We start from the raw sequence: 21,590 nt of genomic DNA on the forward strand, positions 1-21,590 counted from the left end.
GATTGCCATGACTTATGAGCAAATGGCCCGCTACTATGATCAGTTGATGGCGGATGCACCGTATGATGAATGGATTTGTTTCACTGAACAGGTGATCAGCCAATCTGGGAAACAGATTGAGTCGGTTGTTGATCTGGGCTGTGGCACTGGGCAGATAACAACAAAGCTTGCTCAATCCGGCTATCGGATGACCGGTGTGGATTATTCCAGTGAGATGCTGAGTGTTGCCGAACAACATGCCAGTTCAAAACATGTCCCGGTGCATTGGATACAGCAGGATTTGCGTGAGTTGGCCGGAGTTGAAAATCAGGATATGGCCATCAGTTATTGTGATGTGATGAACTATATCACTGGAGAAGATGACATCCGCACGGTATTTGCAAATGCCGCCGTAGCCTTAAAACCGGGTGGCCTGTTTATCTTTGATGTCCATTCACTTTATCATGTTGAGACCCATTTGCTGAATCAGACATTTTCCGTAGTCAGTGACGATGTTTCCTACATATGGTTTTGTTTGGAAGGAGAAGACGTAGGGGATATGTATCACGATCTAACGTTTTTTGTCAGAGATCAGAATCAGTATACGCGATTTGATGAATGGCATCATCAAAAAACATATGCCACTGACTTTTATACACACCTTTTAAATGATACCGGCTTTGATATCCGGCATATATCCGCCGATTTTTCACTGCAGCCTGATTACGACTTGGAAGAAGCCGAAAGAATCTTCATAACGGCCGTTAAACGATCGGAATAATTTTTCCGATCGTTTCAATTTTAAAGAAGGATTTTGCCAAAGGATGTCGAATAGGGTAGACAGAGGAAATTAAAATGACGTATACCCCATGGTATATTTCTTCAACCACTCTGTAAGTTTAACCTCTGATTCCCCGCAAAAGGATGTGACCGCAAATTGCCTGAACCCCTTAAAAAGTTTGGCTTTCCGGTAATAATCGCTATTCTGATAGGTGCTTTTTTACTTTTGAATCATGATAACGGCGTGGATAAGGAGGTTGCCGAACCAGCTGACGTTCAGAAAGAAGAGGCTCCTGATTCTGAGGAGGATCCATTGCCGGATAAGGTGATGGTTGATGTCAAAGGAGAAATTGCCGACCCCGGTGTTTATGAAATGGAAACCGGATCCCGTGTCAATGATGTCATCCAATTGGCCGGCGGATTTACGCAGGATGCCGACCAATCGACGGTCAATCTGGCGCAAAAAGTCCGTGATGAGATGGTTGTGATGGTGCCGAAAAGCGGTGAAGCGTCTTCTGCATCCGCAGTGGAGGACAGCGGCGATGCCAAAGTGCGAATCAATGATGCAACACAGGATGAAATTGAAGAGCTGAATGGCATCGGTCCGTCCAAAGCAGCGGCGATTATCCAATACCGGGACGAAAACGGTTATTTTGAAACGCCGGACGATCTTCTGAATGTGTCTGGTATCGGTGAGAAGACACTGGCATCCTTTGCAGATAGTATTCAGGTCCCATAGTGTTTGTTGACAGTTAGGTGATAACGACTAGACACGGAAAGGTGGTAAAACAAACATGGAACGCATTTCATGGAATCAGTATTTTATGGCCCAAAGTCACTTGCTGGCACTTCGCAGCACGTGTACACGACTGATGGTAGGGGCAACGATCGTCAGGGATAAACGGATTATTGCCGGTGGCTATAATGGCAGTGTTTCCGGTGGTGTGCACTGTATGGATGAAGGGTGCTATGTGATTGACGGGCATTGTGTCCGCACCATTCACGCTGAAGCGAATGCGCTTTTGCAATGTGCTAAATTCGGCGTCCCAACGGATGGTGCCGAAATTTATGTCACCCATTTTCCCTGCCTGCAATGCTGCAAGCAAATCATTCAGGCCGGCATCAAAACCCTTTATTATGCCGAAGACTACAAAAACCACCCATACGCGCTGGAATTGTTTGCGAATACCGGCATTGAAACCAGAAAAGTGGCATTAACCGACCTTGCCTTGGATATGAACTACCGGGAAAAAGAAGCCTATATCAGCCGGCTGCTTCATGAACTTAAAGACCAGACAAATGATCATACGACATACGAAGCTTTAAAAGCTGAAGCTGAATCATTGTTCAAATGATCAGGTGGTTCCCGTGAAAGGCTATTGGCATCTGCCGGCGTTAGGTATCGCGGCTAGTTTTTTGGTAGTCTTATTGGATAACATATGGCTATTAGCTGTGTTTTTCTTTTGGATACTTTATCTGTATTATCATCAAAGGTTAGGGAAGACAGTTGTTCTCGTTTCCTTAACCTTCGCCATTGTTGCCTGCATTTACATCCCCGAACTGGAAAAACCCCAGGAAGATAACACCTATCCTATGAATGAATCAGTGTTTACCGGTCAAATTGCAAGTCCCATAACGGAAACGGGATCCAGGATTGCTTTTGAATTGACGGATCATAACTCGCCACAGAAATTCCTTATTGTTTATTTTAAAGATGAACAGGATGACGAGCACCGGTTAAAATATGGGGCAACCTGCACAATTAATGGAAAACCCGAGCTACCGGATACCGGCAGAAACCCCGGTCAATTTGATTATCAAAACTATTTGCTGACACAGGGAATCGGTTACCGGATTGTCATCGATTCTTTGGAAACGATTGATTGCACCGGGTCGTCCTTAATGAATGCTGTTTATGAGCTACGTGCTGATCTGATCCAGTTTATTCAGAAGGAAATCAGCCCGGGAACCGCTTCCTGGTTAAATGCACTTGTTCTTGGGGACGATTCGCAGCTGGAAGATGAAACGGTGGCTCTTTTCCAGCGGTGGAACTTATCACACTTGCTGGCTATTTCCGGGTTACATGTTGGCCTGGTTGTCGGTCTCTTTTATTTTCTACTTGTCAAATTGAATTTTCTCACGAAAGAAAAAGCACAATGGGCCGTTATGTTCTTTCTCCCACTTTATGCACTGCTTGCGGGTGGTGAACCTTCTGTCCTGCGTGCCAGTACTATGGTTGTATTGTTTTTGCTTGTTGCTAAAATGAAATGGCTATTCAGTGTAACGGACGTCCTTAGTATTGTTTTTATACTGCTCGTTTTGTTGGATCCGTATTTGTTGTATCATATCGGCTTTCAGTTATCGTTTTCTGTGACATTGGGCCTGCTGCTGTCGAGGAGTTGGCTAGCCCAAACAAAATCTTCCTTCTTCTCGGTCCTGAATATCAGTTTTGTCTCCCAAATGATGATTTTACCGCTTCAGGTGACCTACTTTGACACGTTTCAGCCGCTGTCGATTTTATTGAATTTGCTTGTTGTGCCCTATTTCACATTATTCGTCATTCCGCTCATGTTTTTGATGCTGCTGCTGGCACCGGTGGCGGGATGGTTCGTCACGTTTGGCGATCAGCTGTTTGTCACGATTCATGATTATTTTTTATCAGCCATTGATTTTATTGATCAGACGGCATACGTTCCATGGGTGATCGGCACTTTTCCATGGGCTGGTGTTCTGGCGTATTATGCTTTGTTTTTACTGTTCATGAAAACATTAGAGTTAAACCAACTAAAGCAGGCTTTCAAATACGGCTGTTATCTAACGGCGTTGCTTATACTGATTGTGAGTAAACCTTACTTTTCCCCGGTTGGCAATGTCACCATGCTTGATATTGGTCAGGGGGATGCGATGGTGATTGAACTGCCTTACCGAAAAGGCGTGATATTTGTGGATGCAGGGGCGCAAGTATCGTTCGATGATAACGAGCCGTCTGAAAATGTGTACCAGCAAATCATCCAGCCGTATTTATTCTCCCGGGGCATTAGCCGGATCGATGCGATGTTCCTTTCCCATGCAGATACCGACCACATGGGCAGCGTTGAATTTATGGCTGAGGATTTGGCCATTGACAACGTTATTGTAAGTCCATATTATACATTTTCCGAAAAACTTTCTGAAGCCCTGATGAACAGCGGGACAGACATTATCAGGGCATCGCCGGGCGAAGCTGTCAGAATCGGTGGCCAGAGGTTTCATATATTAGCGCCGCTTCGGGATAAGGAAGACCCCAATGAAAATTCCCTCGTCTTAAACACGGAAATTGGCGGTAAAACATGGCTGTTTACGGGTGATATTGGGCAGGAAACAGAAAAACAGCTGATGGCAGCATATCCTGGCTTAACGATCGATGTCCTGAAAGTTGCCCACCACGGCAGTAATACGTCGACAGACCCGACGTTTATCAAGCAACTGCAGCCGGCATATGGCCTGATTTCAGCCGGTGAAAACAACATGTATGGGCACCCGCATCAGGACGTGGTCCGCACACTCGAAGAAGCGACTGTCAACATCCACCGAACCGATCAAAATGGTGCCATCCAGTATTATTTTGAGGGAACGGAAGGAACATTTTCAACTTTTCTTCCATAGGCTGTAGTGCATACGAAAAAGAGACTGTCAGCAAGTAACAGTCTCTTTTTAAGTACAGATGCGATTATCGTGTATGTCAGGATCCAACAACACTAATGACAGCGCCGATCGCAAAAATCAACACAAAGAAAATAAAGGAAAATGCAAATCCTTTAATGGAATCGACAACATCATTATTTTTTGATTGTACATCTTTTTCAAAATCGTTCACATATACCCCTCCTATGTCACCCCAAGTATAAAATAAAGTCATAAAAAAATCCACTTTTGACTAAAAAAGTTCGCATTAATTGTAACCATGATTAGAAAGAGTTGACATCTATACTTTTTAACATAAAGGAAACGCTATAACTACAAACAAACATCGTTTAAAAGGTCAGTTCCTAGGGCTGGATTTTAAACGTTTATATAGATCCCAGGGGGAAATGACCCAATCATTTCCCTCTGTTCTTTATGAGGCCAAAAAAGTTCGGTAAAAGTGCTTGCTATTCCAATGATAAGGTTTTACGATTGTTTATATCGGGATCATTGGAGTGAATCACACATGACATATATGGACGTATTACAGCAAGTAAAGCAAAAGCAAATTGCACCCGTATACTTATTATATGGAACAGAATCTTATTTTATACAAAATATAACAAACCACATAACCGAAGCCGTGGCGGATGAAACCGGGGAAAATTTGTTGGTCTATGATTTGGAGGAGACACCTATTCAGGATGTGATCACTGACGCTGAAACATATCCTTTTTTTGGTGGCACGAAACTAATCATGGCCAACAACCCATCGTTTTTGAAGCCAAAACAGGAAAAGCTGCCATTTGAACATGACTTGGACGTGCTGATCAACTATTTACAACAGCCGGTTGATTATTCGGTTATTGTTTTTACAGCGCCATATGAGAAAATTGACCAACGCAAAAAAGTTAGTAAAATGCTGAAGCAACACTGTGTGACAGCCGAATGCAATCCAATTAAAGATTATGAGCTGAAAAATTGGATTAAAAATTTGGCCGGTGCCATGAAGGTCAGAATTGAGGATGATGCGCTGGAAACGCTTGAATCGGAATTATCAACCAATTTGCACCAGGTGTGGAATGAATTGACAAAACTGGCTACCTACACGGGGGAAAATGGCGTGATTACTAAGGAAATGGCAGAAAATCTGATCGCCCGTACAGAAACCGGGTCATCATTGAGACTTGTTGATGCTGTCATTGACCGGGATCTGCATAAGGCTGTTTCGATTTATAAAGATTTGGAGAAAATGAAGGAAGACCCGATTGGATTGGTCGCTTTACTGGCGTTTCAGTTCCGGACGATTCTCCGGGTGAAGCTTTTGAGTCAAAAGGGATATACACAATTTCAAATGCAAAAACAAATCGGAGCACATCCCTATGTTATTAAAATGGCCGGTCAAAGGGAGCGAAAATTTTCGGTTGATCGGCTGGAAAACATCATGGACCAATTAACGCGGACGGATGCAGCCATAAAGCAGGGTAAAATGGAAAAAGAACTTGCGTTTGAACTTTTATTGCATGAACTGACCCAATAGTCGATTCATATAAAAAACGATCCTTTATTCAGGATCGTTTTTTATATGACAAGCGAAATGTCAATCCGCTTTGGCATACGAAACAACGGGGCTTTTGCCAGTTTGTTCTTAGGCACCCAGTTCATTTATTTTCTGCGTTAAACGCGCTTTTTGGCGATTGCCCTTGTTTTTATGGACGCCGCCTTTCTGGACAGCTTTATCGATCTTCTTAAAAGTGCTTGGCAGAGCAGCTTTTGCCCCTTCTGCATCCTTCTGTTCGATCAGCTTCTCCATTCGTTTGATATGGGTGCGCATATCTGATTTAAATTGGATATTGTGCGACCGCTTCTTTTCGTTAATATCGATACGTTTAATGGCTGACTTGATATTTGCCAATGATGTCACCTCCTGAAAATAGTCGTCATAGATAAAACATAATATCACTATTTTTTCTAGTCCAGCAAAAGACATTTTACCAGACGATCAGCTCCTTTTCAACAGCTTTCCTCTAGGCTCTGTATGATTTGGATGAAATCCGTGAAATATATAAATAACAAGGTCACTAAACGTGTGAAAGAGAGGGTTCGAGATGGTGGATAACGAAGAGCAGTCTAATGTCAGAACGGACCTGGCGGTTGAAGCCAGGGATATGTATGTGGAAAAAGATAACGCGTCAAAACAGGACATCAATGGCGTAAAGGTAAAAGAAAAAAAGGAAGGCGATATTGCCATAACCTATGTTGATATCGATGCTGAAGGTGAACAACGCATCGGAAAAAAACAGGGATCCTATATTACGATTTACGCCGATGGGGTCAAACAACAGGATACTAAAAAACAGGAAGATGCCGCGACAGTATTTGGCACGGAAATGGAACAATTATTAAAGAAACATGATGTCCCTGCTGGTGCAACTGGTCTGATTGTCGGCCTTGGCAATTGGCATGTCACACCGGATGCCCTTGGGCCGATGTCAGTCGAAAAGGTGCTTGTGACGAGCCATTTGTTTCAAATGGAGCACGAATCGGTTTCAGAAGGCTATCGTTCGGTCGCAGCCGTCACACCGGGTGTGATGGGCGTGACGGGTATTGAAACAAGCAATATTATTTTTGGGATTGTGGAAAAGGTCAACCCGGATTTTGTCATTGCTGTTGATGCGCTGGCGTCCAGGTCGATTGAACGTGTCAATGAAACGATTCAAATCTCTGATACAGGCATTCACCCGGGTTCAGGTGTCGGCAATAAACGGAAAGAATTGAGTGAGGATACATTAGGTGTGCCCGTATTCGCTGTTGGCTGCCCGACCGTCGTGGACGCCGTGACGATAACAAGCGACACAATCGACTTTATGCTGAAACACTTTGGCAGGGAGTTTCAGGAAAAAGACAAGCCATCCAAATCACTGACACCGGCTGGGTTATCATTCGGTCATAAGGAATTGACGGATGAAGACATGCCTGACGAAGAGAAACGAAAGACATTTATGGGGATTGTCGGAACCTTGTCCGAAGAAGAGAAGAAATCACTGATTCAGGAGGTTCTGACACCGATCGGGCACAATTTAATGGTCACCCCAAAAGAAGTGGATGGGTTTATGAACGATATGGCCACCGTGGTTGCCAACGGTTTAAATGCCGCTTTGCACAGTAGGGTGACGGTGGATAATGTTGCATCCTATACACGATAAGAGCATCACTGCTATAGCCTCTACCATGTTTTAAACATTTAAAAGAATTGGTTCTAGTTTCTGAAGCTATTTCATAGATTTTACTATCCGAGATTCTTCAGGGGAGTGGAACCATGTATCTTAACAATAAATCAGAATCGAAAAACAAAAGGTTATTCCGTCATTTTTATAAAAAAAGTGGCATTTATATCGTCTGTGTAGCTGTGTTATTTATTGGCATCGGTTTTTTGACGACAGTCTCACCAGCGTATCGCTTTTCTTCCAATACAATTACGAATTGGACAAGCGATCTGGACAGTTCTATCTTTTTATATTTAATGGGTATGGAAAACAAAGCTTTTGAAGAAGCTTACCCGGACGATCAGGAGTGGCCCGATATATCCAATATGCTGTTTGAAATGGCAACCAATATCAGGCCAAGTGATACAAGGAGTTTATTGGGGCAGGAGCTGCCGGGTTTTTTAACGTTTCAGAATGAAATCATTGTCGCCGGTGAAGGAACGGATTATACCAACTTGCCTGTGGAATCAGCCCCGCCGCTGGAAGATATTCTAAAAGAACGGGAAGCGGTTGTTGAAGAAGCGGAGAAAGAGGAAGAGGCGGATGACGAGCAGGAGGAAGGACCAACGACAGGTGATCGGGATGTTGTCTTCATTTACAATACGCATAACCGGGAGTCGTTTTTGCCTCATTTGCCTGATACGGATGATCCTGATGACGCCCAGCACGGGGAAGTGAATATTGGCAAAGTCAGTGAACGATTTGCCGAAACACTTGAAGCGAACGGGGTCGGCACTGAAGTTGATCAAACCGATATTATGAGTGTTTTAAACGATCAGGATCTCAAATATCACGAGTCTTATACCGCTTCCAGAGAAGTGGTACAGGAGGCATTTGCCGGTAACGACGATTTTCAATATTCGTTTGATTTGCACCGTGACGCGATACCTGGAAATAAAACAACCAAAGAAATTGACGGGGATAGCTATGCCCGCATCATGTTTGTGGTTGGTGCCAAATATGAAGACTACGAAAAAAACCTAGAAATTGCCAATGAACTTCATAACATGATTGAAGCAAAGTATCCAGGTCTCAGCAGGGGTGTCATCACGAAAAAAGGTGCTGGTGAAAACGGGGTCTATAACCAGGATATGTCGCCGAATGCCATGCTGCTCGAATTTGGCGGCGTCGACAATAACTTGGATGAATTGTACCGGACAGCTGATGCTGTTGCAGAAGTATTCAGTGACTATTACTGGGATGCCGAGAAGGTGGATGCCGATCAATAGGAGGGAATGGGTATGCGCACGCTTGTTGTATTGTTGTCATTAGGACTGGTTTTTTTAACGGGTATGGTCATTGGAATGGATCAGGAGAACGGGCCAAATGCCAGTGATGTAAATACAGGAGAAACAATTGAGCAAACGGAAGAAAAGCAGGTGATCATTGAGCAGCAGCCACCGAATGAGGAGCCGGAGATGCCTGAGTCACCTGAACATTTCACACAGAAGACCGCAGCATTTTTGGAATCCGGTGTTAAAGGGTTTTACGAGCTCGTTGTGGGTGTTACGTACCAGCTTGTCCAGGTCTTTTTCTGAACGGCTGTCCACTTCAGGTCCCGCCGTTTCTGCTGTCATTCTTGAATGTCTACAGTACAATTGCTATAATCAATCCTAGTTATCAAATGTAGTAAAGTTGTCTTTTTATCTGCCAAAAGGGACAGGAAAAAAGTAGGAGTGGACAGCATATATGACCATCAAACAAGCGAATGTACGCAACTTTTCCATTATTGCCCATATCGATCATGGCAAATCAACGCTTGCAGACCGCATTCTGGAAAAAACAAAAGCGTTGACGCAGCGTCAAATGAAAGAGCAGTTTCTTGATGCCATGGACTTGGAACGTGAACGGGGCATTACGATTAAGTTAAATGCGGTGCAGCTGAATTATAAAGGTAAAAACGAAGAGGATTACTTGTTTCATTTAATTGATACACCCGGACATGTCGATTTTACATATGAAGTTTCCAGAAGTCTTGCGGCATGTGAGGGTGCTATTTTAGTTGTGGATGCTGCCCAGGGAATTGAGGCGCAGACACTGGCTAACGTCTATCTAGCTTTGGACAACGATCTTGAAATCATTCCGGTTATTAACAAAATTGATTTGCCGAATGCCGATACCGATCGGGTGGCACAGGAACTGGAAGATGTTATTGGGGTTGATAAAGACGAGGTTATATTGGCGTCAGCAAAAGATGATATTGGTGTTGATGACATTCTGGAACGGATTGTTTCGGATATCCCAGCCCCATCCGGTGAACCTGAAAAGCCGTTGAAAGCTCTCATATTTGATTCGTTATATGATCCTTACCGTGGTGCCATAGCTTATATCTGTATTAAAGAAGGTTCGGTCAAAGTCGGCGATAAAATCAAATTAATGGCCAATGGCAAAGAATTTGAGGTTAATGACATTGGTGTTTTCAGACCAAATCCCGTACCGAAGAATGAATTGACGGTCGGCAATGTGGGCTATTTGACGGCATCGATAAAAAATGTCGGCGATACAAGAGTCGGTGATACGATTACCCTTTCCAAAAATCCGGCAGGCGAACCATTACCCGGTTATAAGCGGCTGAACCCGATGGTATTTTGCGGCTTGTTCCCGGTTGATTCCAATCAATACAATGATTTGCGGGAAGCATTGGAGAAACTCGAGCTTAATGATTCCTCATTGCAGTATGAAGCCGAAAGTTCACAAGCTTTGGGTTTTGGCTTTCGCTGCGGCTTTTTGGGACTATTGCATATGGAAATTATTCAGGAACGGATTGAACGGGAATTTAATATCAATCTGATTACAACCGCTCCCTCAGTAATTTATGAAGTCGAGAAAACAGATGGTGTGGCGGTTGAAGTAGATAATCCGTCTATGATGCCTGATTCACAGCTTGTTCAGGAAGTCCGGGAACCATTTGTGGAAGCAACGGTTATGGTGCCGAATGATTTTGTCGGCCCTGTAATGGAAATTGCTCAGAAAAAGCGTGGCCAGTTTGTTGATATGCAATACCTTGATGAAAAACGTGTCAACATTGTCTACCACATTCCACTATCTGAAATTGTCTATGATTTCTTTGATCAATTGAAATCACAGACGAAAGGTTATGCTTCATTCGATTATGATTTAATCGGCTACCAGCCATCCAATCTCGTCAAAATGGATATCCTGCTGAATGGGGACACCATTGATGCCCTGTCGTTCATTGTGCATCGGGATTTTGCCTATGAGCGTGGAAAACACATCGTGGACAAATTGAAAGACATCATCCCGAGACAGCAATTTGAAGTGCCGGTTCAGGCAGCTATCGGCAACAAAATCATTGCACGGTCAACGATTAAAGCGATGAAAAAAAATGTCCTGTCCAAATGTTATGGCGGGGATATTTCACGGAAGCGAAAACTGCTCGAAAAACAAAAAGAAGGCAAAAAACGCATGAAAATGGTGGGATCTGTGGAGGTCCCCCAAGAAGCGTTTATGGCTGTGCTGGAAATGAACGATGATTAATTATTTTGGCGGAACAGGGAAACTTCTGCGGACGGCAGGAGTTATCCCTTTTCTGTGTAGGGGAGATTTAAAATGAAAGCCCAATCGGTTTATATCCATATTCCGTTTTGTCAGCAAATCTGTCATTATTGTGATTTTACCAAGTTTTTTTATGACGAAAAGCAGGCAAACGACTATATCGAGGCACTTTCACAGGAGATCAAGACACACGTTCAAGGAACACATAATCAGGTTCATACGATTTTTATTGGCGGCGGGACACCGACAGCCCTGAATATGGAGCAGCTACGGTCATTACTGCAATTGATTGATACGAAATTTGATGTTGCCGGTTGCTCCGAATTCACGATCGAAGCCAATCCCGGTGACTTTGACGAAGAAAAAATTAAATTGCTCAAACATTTTGGTGTAAACCGTATTTCCTTAGGTGTTCAAGTATTCGATGATGCCATGCTAGAAGAACTCGGCCGTCTGCACAAAGTAACAGATGTCTACCGGACAGTTGACCGCCTGCAACAGCATGGCTTTGACAATATAAGCCTTGATCTCATTTATGCATTGCCGAACCAGACGGTTGAGCACTTCCGGCGAACACTGGACGAGGCTGTTACCTTTGGTTTACCGCATTACTCAGCCTATGCTTTACAGATCGAACCGAAAACCGTCTTTCATCAGCGGTATAAAAAGGGAAAACTGCACCGCCCGCCAGAAGAGGAAGAAGTCCAAATGTATACGATTTTAAAAGACACAATGCACAAAAATGGTCTCGCGCAATATGAAATCAGCAACTTTGCCAAACCCGGTTTTGAAAGCCAGCATAATTTGGTTTATTGGAAAAATGACCATTATTACGGTTTTGGCGCAGGAGCCCACGGGTATTTGCCCGGGAAACGGACAGGAAATATTCGACCATTGCCGGCTTATGTGAAAAAAGCCATGGAAGATGGGACCCCGGTTTTGCATACAGAAGAGATAGGCCTTAGGGAAATGATAGAGGAAGAGATGTTTCTTGGTTTACGGACCATGGCGGGTGTTAACGCGGAGCAGTTCACCAGGAAATACGGTATTTCGTATGATGCCATTTATGGTGAAGCCATCGCATTTCTCAGTAAAAAAGGCTGGTTAAGGCAAAGTGGAGAAAATCTGCAGTTAACCAATCAGGGTATGTTATTCGGTAACGAGGTATTTGCGCAATTTTTGCTGGAGGAAGAGGACCTGAAGCTTGTTCGTTGACAAAAAAAATAGGATTTGATAGTTTATGAATAGCATTAGCACTCGAAGTAACAGAGTGCTAACAGAGGTGATCCTCATGTTAACTGAAAGACAATTGCTGATTCTGCAAGTCATCATTGATGATTTCATCGATTCAGCTCAACCCATTGGTTCACGCTCGATTGCCAAGAAAGGTCACATTCAATACAGCCCGGCTACCATACGCAATGAAATGGCCGATTTGGAAGATATGGGTTTTTTGGTAAAAACGCACTCATCTTCAGGCCGAATACCGTCGGAACAAGGGTATCGCCATTACGTCGATCATTTGGTTTCCCCTTTGGAAATAGGCAGTGATGCCCGGATTATTCGGAATATGATGCAGGATGGACCGTTTGAATTTGAGCAAATCGTCCAAAGTTCTGCTGAAATATTATCGGAAATAACGAACTATACATCGATTATCCTGGGGCCGGAAATATTTGAAACGCGATTAAAACAGCTACAAATCATTACGTTGTCACCACATACAGCTGTGGCTATTTTAGTCACCAATACCGGACATGTGGAACACCGGGCATTTTCCGTTCCCGGGACAATTAATGCATCAGATCTGGAGAAAATGGTTAACATCTTAAATGATCGATTATATGGCGTACCGCTGATAAATCTACCTGAAAAGCTCAATACGGAAATTGTCAACCTGATGGATCAGTACATGGTCGATTTTCAATCATCCTATGCTTATCTGCAGGCTGCTTTTTTCAGCGAGAATCCGGTAAAGTTATACTTCGGCGGTAAAACAAACCTGCTGATGCAGCCTGAATTCAATGACATTGATAAAGTCCGGTCAGTTTATTCCTTAATCGAGGAAGAAGACGAATTGGTCAATTTGCTGAAGGATGCGGCAGATGGCATTAAAGTGACCATTGGCCATGAGAATAAAGTCGATGCGATCAAAGAATGCAGTCTGATAACAGCAACGTATGAAATGAATGAGGAGCAAATGGGTACAATTGCCTTGATAGGGCCAACCCGGATGGAATATAGGAAAGTGATTGCCTTGCTGAATGCTTTATCAGCTGAAATGACAGATGTATTGCATATGTGGTATCCGGATGATGATTAAGGAAACACTCTTATAGGATATTTCAGGAAGGTGGGGATGATCCCATCACTTCTTTGCTTTTACATGTTTATGTCCGGTACGTTTCATGTTATATTCTATCTTGGCTATTTTCATAATGGGAGGTGACAGGGATGACCGAGGAAAATCAAGAAAAACCAAACCAGAATGAAGTAAAAGATGAACAGGAAGATGTCGTTACAGAAGTCATCGATGCAGATGATCAAGACGTTACAGGACAAGCGGCATCAGCGGATCCTGAAGAAAACCCGCTTCAGGCTGAACTGGATCAGCTTAAACAGGAAAAAGATGACACGTATCAGCAATTGCTGCGTGTACAAGCGGAATTTGATAATTTCAAAAAACGATCCCAGAAAGAAAAAGAAGCGGAACGCAAATACAAGGCAGAAGACCTTGTAAAGGAATTATTGCCTGCACTTGATAATTTCGAGCGGGCATTGCAAGTGGAAGTCACCAATGAAACGAAAAGTTTTGTTGAAGGTGTAAAAATGGTTTATAACCAAATCAAGGATGCCCTGAAAGCCCAGGGTATTGAAGAAATCGAATCCGTCGGAAAACCGTTTGATCCGACCATTCACCATGCGGTTATGCAGGTTGAGAATGAAGATGCAGAACCAGATACCGTTGCAGAAGAGCTGCAAACAGGCTATTATCTGAAAGATCGGGTAATCCGGCCGGCAATGGTGAAAGTTAACAAGTAAATGGATGAGTAGTGAAGGAGGAATCAGATTATGGGTAAAATAATCGGAATTGACTTAGGTACAACAAATTCATGTGTCGCAGTGATGGAAGGCGGCGAATCCGTTGTCATTCCCAATCCGGAGGGGAACCGGACAGCACCATCTGTCGTTGCATTCAAAAATGGTGAACGCCAAGTAGGTGAAGTAGCAAAACGCCAGGCTATCACCAACCCAAATACGATTCAATCAATCAAACGTCATATGGGTACCGACTATAAAGTAACCATCGATGATAAAGAATATACACCTCAGGAAGTCTCGGCCATTATCCTGCAGTACCTTAAATCGTATGCGGAAGATTACTTAGGCGATACTGTCGAAAAAGCGGTTATCACAGTACCGGCATACTTCAACGATGCCGAGCGTCAGGCGACTAAAGATGCCGGAAAGATTGCTGGTCTGGAAGTTGAGCGTATCATCAACGAACCAACTGCAGCATCCCTCGCTTATGGTATTGATAAAGATGATCAGGATCAGACCATTCTTGTATATGACTTGGGTGGCGGGACGTTTGACGTTTCCATCCTAGATATCGGTGACGGCACGTTTGAAGTGGTCTCGACTGCCGGTGATAACCGTCTCGGCGGGGACGACTTTGACGAAGTGATTATGGATTATATGGTTCAGGAATTCAAAAAAGAAAATGGCATCGATCTTTCCCAGGATAAAATGGCAAAACAGCGTTTGAAAGATGCAGCTGAAAAAGCCAAAAAAGAACTTTCAGGTGTCACCCAGACGCAAATTTCACTGCCATTTATCACAGCGGGTGAGAACGGACCGCTACACTTGGAAATGAATATGACACGGGCTAAATTTGAAGAACTTTCATCGGATCTGGTTGAACGTACAATGCAGCCAACCCGTAAAGCACTGAAGGATGCGAACCTTTCTGCAAGCAAGATTGACAAGGTTCTCCTTGTTGGCGGTTCAACGCGGACTCCTGCTGTTCAGGAAGCCATTAAACGTGAAACAGGCAAAGAACCATCAAAAGGGGTTAACCCTGATGAAGTGGTTGCACTCGGTGCTGCCATCCAGGGCGGTGTTCTGCAGGGTGATGTCAAGGATGTTGTGCTACTGGACGTAACGCCATTATCATTGGGAATTGAAACAATGGGTAGTGTCACAACCAAACTGATTGAACGGAATACAACAATCCCAACAAGTCATTCACAAGTATTCTCGACAGCAGCTGACAATCAGACGGCGGTTGATATTCATGTGCTGCAAGGTGAGCGTGAAATGGCGGCTGATAACAAAACACTGGGTCGTTTCCAGCTGACTGACATTCCACCTGCACCTCGTGGCGTCCCACAAATTGAAGTGACATTTGATATTGATGCCAACGGTATTGTTAACGTCAGTGCAAAAGACAAAGGCACTAATAAAGAACAATCCATTACCATCAAGTCGTCATCTGGTCTCTCGGACGATGAGGTCGAAGAAATGGTAAAAGAAGCTGAAGAAAATGCGGAAGAAGACAAAAAGCGCCGTGAAGAGGCTGACCTTCGCAATGAGGCTGACCAGTTGGTGTTCACGACAGATAAGACGATCAAAGACTTAGGCGACAATGTAACAGATGACGAGAAACAAAAAGCTGAAGAAGCCAAAGAGGAATTGCAAAAAGCGATTGAATCAGACGACCTTGAGCAAATCAGGGAAAAGAAAGACGCCTTGCAGGAACAGGTCCAGCAGCTTTCCGTCAAAATGTATGAGCAAATGGCGCAACAGCAGCAGGCTGAAGAGGCTCAACAAGGAGAAGGCCAGGACTCGGACGATGAAGTCGTTGACGCCGACTACAAAGAAGTGGATGATGAGGAAGAAGATAAAAAATAACGACCATATAAGCAAAGGAAGTCCGATTTAGAGCACCACATCACATCCTGCGGTAATCTCGGGCTGCCCTTTATCCGGTTGCCCCAAGTCAAAGTCAGGTTTTCTTGACTTTGACTTTTTTCACTGGATAAGAAATCCGCACAGTCTTCGTTTGCGATGAAAACGGCAATGATGATATGATAAAATGTATGCAATAGTGTCGGGAGAGTGATTCACAAGTGAGTAAGCGCGACTATTATGAAGTGCTTGGTATCGAGAACGGCGCTTCAAAGGATGAAATAAAGAAAGCGTATCGTAAACTGGCAAGAAAATACCACCCGGATGTCAGTGAGGAAGAAAACGCTTCGGAAAAATTTAAGGAAGCAAAAGAAGCTTATGAAGTACTAAGCGATGAACAAAAACGGGCACAATATGATCAGTTTGGCCATGCAGGTGCTCAAGGTCAGGCAGGATTTGGCGGTGCCCAGGATTTTGGTGACTTTGGCGGCTTTGGTGATATTTTTGACATGTTCTTTGGCGGCGGCCGCAGACGTGACCCGAATGCGCCACAGCAGGGCGCCGATTTACAATATACGATGACGCTGGACTTTGAAGAGGCAATCTTTGGAAAAGAAGCGGACATCAGCATACCGAAAGAAGAGGAATGTGAAACCTGTCACGGTTCCGGTGCCAAACCTGGTACAAAAACACATAGCTGTTCCCATTGCCACGGTTCCGGTCAGCTGAACACCGAGCAGAATACACCATTTGGCCGTGTTGTCAATCGCCGTGTATGCCATTATTGTAACGGCACCGGTAAGATTATCCCGGAAAAGTGTCATACATGCGGCGGTGCCGGTAAGGTGAAAAAGCACAAAAGCATTCATATTTCAATCCCTAAAGGCATTGACGAAGGCCAGCAAATAAGAGTGGCCGGAAGAGGTGAGCCTGGCGTGAACGGTGGCCCACCCGGGGACTTGTTTGTCGTTATTCAGGTACGATCCCATGAGTTTTTCGAACGGGAAGACGATCACATCTATTGTGAATTACCGATAACATTTGCCCAGGCCGGTCTTGGAGACGAAGTAGAAGTGCCAACAGTCCACGGAAAAGTGATGCTGACGATTCCGGCGGGCACCCAAACCGGAAAAATCTTCCGTTTGAAGGGGAAAGGGGCGCCTAACGTCCGTGGCTATGGGCATGGTGATCAGCATGTCCAGATAAGGGTCGTTACCCCAAGCAGACTTTCCGATCGGCAAAAAGAACTGCTCCGCGAATTTAATGAAATTGGCGGTAACGAAGCAACCGACGAGCAAAGTTCTTTGTTCCAGCGTTTTAAAAATGCTTTCAAAAGCTGAACATGTACGGCATAGGAAAGGATATGGACTTCTGCGTATCCCGATGAACAAGAAACATGCGTCGGAAGATAACATCCACACATGATTTTGTTCACGAAGGGGTGTTTTTGCAGAAGTCCCTCTTCATATGACACTGGAAATGGCCCCAATGTTTCACGGGGGCCATACATTCCAGGAAACGGGAGGATATAGAGTGAACTGGTCTGAAATGCGCATACATACGACAAATGAAGCGGTCGAACCTATTTCCAATATTTTGCACGAGGCAGGTGCCAGTGGGGTTGTGATTGAGGATCCGATTGATCTGGTCAAGGAGCGCGAATCCCTGTTTGGTGAAGTGTATGAATTGGATCCGGATGACTATCCGGAAGAAGGCGTTTATATTAAAGCCTATTTGCCGGCAGATAACCATGTAGTGGAAGCAGTTGATGACATAAGGCAGGCGATCAATAACCTGATGTCATACGCTATCGATCTGGGACACAACAAGGTAACGTTAAGTGAACTAAATGAGGAAGAATGGGCAACAGCCTGGAAAAAATACTATAAGCCTGTTAACGTTTCCGAAATGATTACCATCGTCCCGACCTGGGAAGACTATGAACCCGTCTCGGAGGATGAAGTCATCATTGAACTTGATCCGGGTATGGCGTTTGGGACAGGGACACATCCGACAACCATATTGAGTCTTCAAGCAATTGAACACTATATACATAAAAACGACACAGCCATCGACGTGGGTTGCGGTTCCGGTGTCTTGAGCATTGCTGCAGGGTTGCTCGGTGCCAAAGAAGTTCACGCATTTGATTTGGACGATGTTGCGGTCAAAAGCACACAAATCAACAGCGAATTAAACGGCATGGCAGAACGGGTGACCGCGAGGCAAAATAATTTGCTGGACGATGTCGATATGCAAGCCGATCTCATAATAGCCAACATTTTAGCTGATATTATTGTGAGATTTATAGCGGATGCATGGAACAACCTCAAACCGAATGGATTTTTCATTGTATCCGGAATTATTCAGGCCAAAAAACAAATGGTGATAGCTGACTTGCAGCAAGCAGGTTTCCGGATTATCGATGTGAACGAAATGGAGGACTGGGTGGCGATTGTCGCTCAAAAGACTGAAGAGAAGCGTGGTGCCTGATTTGCAACGTTATTTTGTACCAGCGGAAAACTGGCATGACAACGAGGTTGTGATCACTGATGAGGACGCTCACCATATCAGCCGTGTGATGCGGGCAAAATCCGGCGACGAAATCATTTGCAATCATCCGGATGGACAGGCTGCCGTTACAGAAATCACGACTATGACAAGTGATCATGTTTACGCCGTTATTAAGGAATGGCTTGAAGGGTCAGCTGAATCACCGATAGCCATCACGATTGCCCAGGGTCTGCCTAAAAGTGATAAATTTGAATTTGTCTTGCAAAAGGGGACCGAACTCGGAGCAGCAGCATTTATCCCCGTTCAATCAGACCGGACAATTGTAACCTGGGACCATAAAAAAATGGAAAAGAAAATGAAACGGTTCAAGAAAATTGTTAAAGAAGCAAGTGAACAAAGCCATCGCAATAAAATCCCTTCCATTCAGCCGGTAACTGAGATAAATCAATTGGCTGAAGAAAGTAATGGGTTTGATTTAAAGTTATTGGCTTACGAAGAAGAGGCAAAAACGGACGTGTACCAGTCATTCGGCATGGTAATCAGAAGATTAAACCCGGATGACCGGGTATTGATCGTCATTGGTCCGGAAGGCGGCTTTTCCGGGCAGGAAGCTGATATACTTAAACAAAATGATTTTGTTCCCGTCCGACTGGGACCACGGATTTTACGCACGGAAACAGCTGCATTATATGCATTGGCAAGTGTTTCTTATCAATTTGAAGAATTGGGGTGAATGAAATGCCAACTGTAGCTTTTCATACGTTAGGGTGTAAAGTGAATCATTATGAAACCGAAGGAATCTGGAATATGTTTAAGGATAATGGTTACGAGCGTGTTGACTTTAATCGCCAGTCCGATGTCTATGTCATTAACACATGTACCGTAACCAATACAGGAGATAAAAAAAGCAGACAGGTCATTAGACGGGCTGTCCGTAAAAACCCGGATGCCGTTATCTGTGTGACGGGGTGTTATGCCCAGACATCACCGGGTGAAATTATGGAAATTCCCGGTGTTGACGTCATTGTTGGCACACAAAACCGGAAGAAGATGATTGACTACATCGAAGAGCACCAGAAAACGCGTGAACCCATCAATGGTGTCACGAATATCATGAAGAACCGTGTTTTTGAGGAGATGGACGTGCCGGCATTTACCGATCGTACACGTGCGTCATTAAAGATCCAGGAAGGGTGCAACAATTTCTGCACATTTTGCATTATCCCGTGGTCAAGAGGTTTGCTCCGTTCGCGGGATCCTGAGAATGTCATCAACCAAGCGCAAAATTTAGTGGATGCGGGCTATAAGGAAATTGTTCTAACAGGTATTCATACGGCGGGTTATGGAGAAGACATGAATGACTACAATTTTGCCAAGCTACTACAAGAGCTTGAGACAAAAGTTGATGGTCTGAAACGGATTCGCATTTCGTCGATTGAAGCAAGCCAGATCACTGATGACGTCATTGAAGTGCTCGATAAATCCGAAAAAATTGTTCGTCATTTGCATATCCCACTGCAGGCCGGATCGGATTCTGTACTGCACCGTATGCGCCGAAAATATTCCACAGCGTATTATAAACAAAAAGTGGCTAAAATACGCCGTGCCTTACCAGGACTTGCGATTACGTCAGATGTGATTGTCGGCTTTCCGGGTGAAACGGAAGAAGAATTCATGGAAACGTATCATTTTGTCAAAGACATCAGCTATTCCGAACTTCACGTTTTTCCATTCTCAAGAAGAACCGGTACACCAGCCGCCCGTATGACAGATCAGGTTGGTGACGATGTTAAAAACGAGCGTGTTAACCGGATGATTGAATTATCGGATCAGCTGGCCAAGGAATATGCTTCCGACTATGAAGACGAAGTGCTGGAGGTTATCCCGGAAGAGCATGTGCAGGAAGCGGATGGGGATATGCTGGAAGGTTATACCGATAATTATTTAAAGGTCCGGTTTAAGGGAGCAAAAGATTTAATCGGAAAAATTGTACGTGTGAAAATCACCCGCTCAGGCTATCCTTATAATGAAGGGATATTTGTTCGTGTGATGGATCATGCGACAAATGGCAGCATTGAAATGACGTCTTAATCCCCGGTACCTCCGGGGGTTATTTTATATTCAGGATGCAATTCCAAATGTGACATGCTATTATAGACAAAGAGGTATGGACAACCAATGATTAGGAGGAAACGTAGTATGAGCCAGGAACTTGCCAAATATATTGACCATACACAATTAAAGCCTGATACAACAAAAGATCAGATTAATCGGATTGTTAACGAGGCACGAGAACATAATTTCGCCTCGGTTTGTGTCAATCCTTATTGGGTGTCCGATTGTTATGAAAATCTGAAAGACACTGAAGTAAAAGTGTGTACTGTTATCGGCTTTCCGCTGGGGGCCACGTCGGCAACATCCAAGGTGTCCGAAGCAAAACAGGCTCTTAAAGATGGTGCAACAGAAGTGGATATGGTAATCAATGTCGGAGAATTAAAGTCAGCGAATGATGACGCTGTACAACGGGATATTGAAGCAGTTGTCCAGGCAGCAGAAGGAAGCGCATTGACAAAAGTGATTATTGAAACATCGCTTTTGGATAATCCGGAAAAAGTACGTGCCTGTCAGCTGGCCAAACAGGCAGGTGCTGATTTTGTCAAAACGTCTACAGGCTTTTCCGGCGGTGGTGCATCCGTAGAAGATATTAAATTAATGCGGAAAACAGTCGGGAATGATATGGGTGTCAAAGCTTCCGGCGGAATTCGGGATCTGGCGTCAGTGAAAGCGATGATTGATGCAGGTGCAACACGGATTGGCGCCAGTTCCGGTGTTGACATCATAGCTGGTGAAACAGGTACATCCGACTATTAAAGGAAGACTAAATTTTTTCATGAAGCAATATTTAAGTTGACCTGATAAGCCTGTTATATTATAATGACCAATGACATGTCATACAATGTTATA

The 21,590-nt window shown here is 44.1% G+C and carries 20 protein-coding genes; 18 read left to right on the plus strand and 2 right to left on the minus strand.

Translation table 11 applies throughout. From position 1 onward, the window contains the following. The first annotated feature begins 7 nt into the window (after positions 1-7). The 4 genes from ACFQ4A_RS15025 (at position 8) to ACFQ4A_RS15040 (ending at position 4,404) form a co-directional block, all read left to right on the plus strand. On the plus strand, positions 8-760 hold the full coding sequence (locus ACFQ4A_RS15025; protein ID WP_382402088.1) for a class I SAM-dependent DNA methyltransferase: 753 nt from the start codon (positions 8-10) through the stop codon (positions 758-760). Between the two features lie 225 nt (positions 761-985). Beyond that, the gene (locus ACFQ4A_RS15030) at positions 986-1,498 is read left to right on the plus strand and encodes a helix-hairpin-helix domain-containing protein (protein WP_382402090.1); all 513 of its coding nucleotides are present in this window, start codon (positions 986-988) and stop codon (positions 1,496-1,498) included. A 55-nt stretch (positions 1,499-1,553) separates the two neighbouring features. After that, positions 1,554-2,114 carry a ComE operon protein 2 gene (locus ACFQ4A_RS15035; protein WP_382402092.1) on the plus strand — a complete coding sequence of 187 codons (561 nt, stop codon included), beginning with the start codon at positions 1,554-1,556 and terminating at the stop codon, positions 2,112-2,114. Between the two features lie 13 nt (positions 2,115-2,127). Then, on the plus strand, positions 2,128-4,404 hold the full coding sequence (locus ACFQ4A_RS15040; RefSeq protein WP_382402094.1) for a DNA internalization-related competence protein ComEC/Rec2: 2,277 nt from the start codon (positions 2,128-2,130) through the stop codon (positions 4,402-4,404). Positions 4,405-4,480: 76 nt separating this feature from the next. On the opposite strand, the gene ACFQ4A_RS15045 is transcribed toward ACFQ4A_RS15040, so the two are convergent. After that, a complete protein-coding gene (locus ACFQ4A_RS15045) occupies positions 4,481-4,615 on the minus strand; it encodes a YqzM family protein (RefSeq protein ID WP_382402096.1) in 135 nt (44 codons plus the stop codon). A gap of 333 nt (positions 4,616-4,948) precedes the next feature. Here ACFQ4A_RS15045 and holA point away from each other — a divergent pair, with 333 nt between their 5' ends. Further along, positions 4,949-5,962, plus strand: a complete 1,014-nt coding sequence (holA, locus tag ACFQ4A_RS15050; RefSeq protein WP_382402098.1) for a DNA polymerase III subunit delta — start codon at positions 4,949-4,951, stop codon at positions 5,960-5,962. Positions 5,963-6,070: 108 nt separating this feature from the next. Here the strand turns inward: holA and rpsT are convergent, their stop codons facing one another. Beyond that, positions 6,071-6,337, minus strand: a complete 267-nt coding sequence (gene rpsT, locus ACFQ4A_RS15055) for a 30S ribosomal protein S20 (RefSeq protein WP_382402100.1) — start codon at positions 6,335-6,337, stop codon at positions 6,071-6,073. A gap of 193 nt (positions 6,338-6,530) precedes the next feature. Here rpsT and gpr point away from each other — a divergent pair, with 193 nt between their 5' ends. The 13 genes from gpr to deoC all read left to right on the plus strand — a co-directional run bounded on the left by gpr (position 6,531) and on the right by deoC (position 21,497). Further along, positions 6,531-7,628, plus strand: a complete 1,098-nt coding sequence (gene gpr, locus ACFQ4A_RS15060) for a GPR endopeptidase (protein WP_382402102.1) — start codon at positions 6,531-6,533, stop codon at positions 7,626-7,628. 113 nt (positions 7,629-7,741) lie between these two features. After that, the gene (gene spoIIP / locus ACFQ4A_RS15065; RefSeq protein ID WP_382402104.1) at positions 7,742-8,917 is read left to right on the plus strand and encodes a stage II sporulation protein P; all 1,176 of its coding nucleotides are present in this window, start codon (positions 7,742-7,744) and stop codon (positions 8,915-8,917) included. Positions 8,918-8,929: 12 nt separating this feature from the next. Further along, the gene (locus ACFQ4A_RS15070; protein ID WP_382402106.1) at positions 8,930-9,226 is read left to right on the plus strand and encodes a hypothetical protein; all 297 of its coding nucleotides are present in this window, start codon (positions 8,930-8,932) and stop codon (positions 9,224-9,226) included. Positions 9,227-9,377: 151 nt separating this feature from the next. Then, positions 9,378-11,186 (plus strand): translation elongation factor 4, encoded by a 1,809-nt coding sequence (lepA, locus tag ACFQ4A_RS15075; protein ID WP_382402107.1) that lies wholly within the window; start codon positions 9,378-9,380, stop codon positions 11,184-11,186. A 72-nt stretch (positions 11,187-11,258) separates the two neighbouring features. Next, on the plus strand, positions 11,259-12,419 hold the full coding sequence (hemW, locus tag ACFQ4A_RS15080; RefSeq protein WP_382402109.1) for a radical SAM family heme chaperone HemW: 1,161 nt from the start codon (positions 11,259-11,261) through the stop codon (positions 12,417-12,419). A 76-nt stretch (positions 12,420-12,495) separates the two neighbouring features. Further along, positions 12,496-13,527: a heat-inducible transcriptional repressor HrcA gene (gene hrcA / locus ACFQ4A_RS15085; protein WP_382402112.1), complete on the plus strand. Its 1,032-nt coding sequence runs from the start codon at positions 12,496-12,498 to the stop codon at positions 13,525-13,527. 131 nt (positions 13,528-13,658) lie between these two features. Beyond that, positions 13,659-14,246, plus strand: coding sequence for a nucleotide exchange factor GrpE (grpE, locus tag ACFQ4A_RS15090; protein ID WP_382402114.1), 588 nt, complete (start codon positions 13,659-13,661; stop codon positions 14,244-14,246). Between the two features lie 30 nt (positions 14,247-14,276). Beyond that, complete coding sequence (gene dnaK, locus ACFQ4A_RS15095; protein WP_382402116.1) at positions 14,277-16,118, plus strand: molecular chaperone DnaK; 1,842 nt, start codon at positions 14,277-14,279, stop codon at positions 16,116-16,118. 218 nt (positions 16,119-16,336) lie between these two features. Beyond that, the gene (gene dnaJ / locus ACFQ4A_RS15100; RefSeq protein ID WP_382402118.1) at positions 16,337-17,455 is read left to right on the plus strand and encodes a molecular chaperone DnaJ; all 1,119 of its coding nucleotides are present in this window, start codon (positions 16,337-16,339) and stop codon (positions 17,453-17,455) included. Positions 17,456-17,648: 193 nt separating this feature from the next. Beyond that, a complete protein-coding gene (prmA, locus tag ACFQ4A_RS15105; RefSeq protein WP_382402120.1) occupies positions 17,649-18,605 on the plus strand; it encodes a 50S ribosomal protein L11 methyltransferase in 957 nt (318 codons plus the stop codon). Then, a complete protein-coding gene (locus ACFQ4A_RS15110; protein WP_382402122.1) occupies positions 18,598-19,359 on the plus strand; it encodes a 16S rRNA (uracil(1498)-N(3))-methyltransferase in 762 nt (253 codons plus the stop codon). The genes prmA and ACFQ4A_RS15110 overlap by 8 nt, the downstream gene beginning before the upstream one ends. A 5-nt stretch (positions 19,360-19,364) precedes the next feature. Further along, positions 19,365-20,717 carry a tRNA (N(6)-L-threonylcarbamoyladenosine(37)-C(2))-methylthiotransferase MtaB gene (gene mtaB / locus ACFQ4A_RS15115; protein ID WP_382402124.1) on the plus strand — a complete coding sequence of 451 codons (1,353 nt, stop codon included), beginning with the start codon at positions 19,365-19,367 and terminating at the stop codon, positions 20,715-20,717. 108 nt (positions 20,718-20,825) lie between these two features. Further along, positions 20,826-21,497 (plus strand): deoxyribose-phosphate aldolase, encoded by a 672-nt coding sequence (deoC, locus tag ACFQ4A_RS15120; protein ID WP_382402126.1) that lies wholly within the window; start codon positions 20,826-20,828, stop codon positions 21,495-21,497. Positions 21,498-21,590 lie beyond the last annotated feature (93 nt).

The organism is Lentibacillus salinarum, assembly GCF_042679865.1.
Classification (GTDB): Bacteria; Bacillota; Bacilli; order Bacillales; family Amphibacillaceae; genus Lentibacillus; species Lentibacillus salinarum.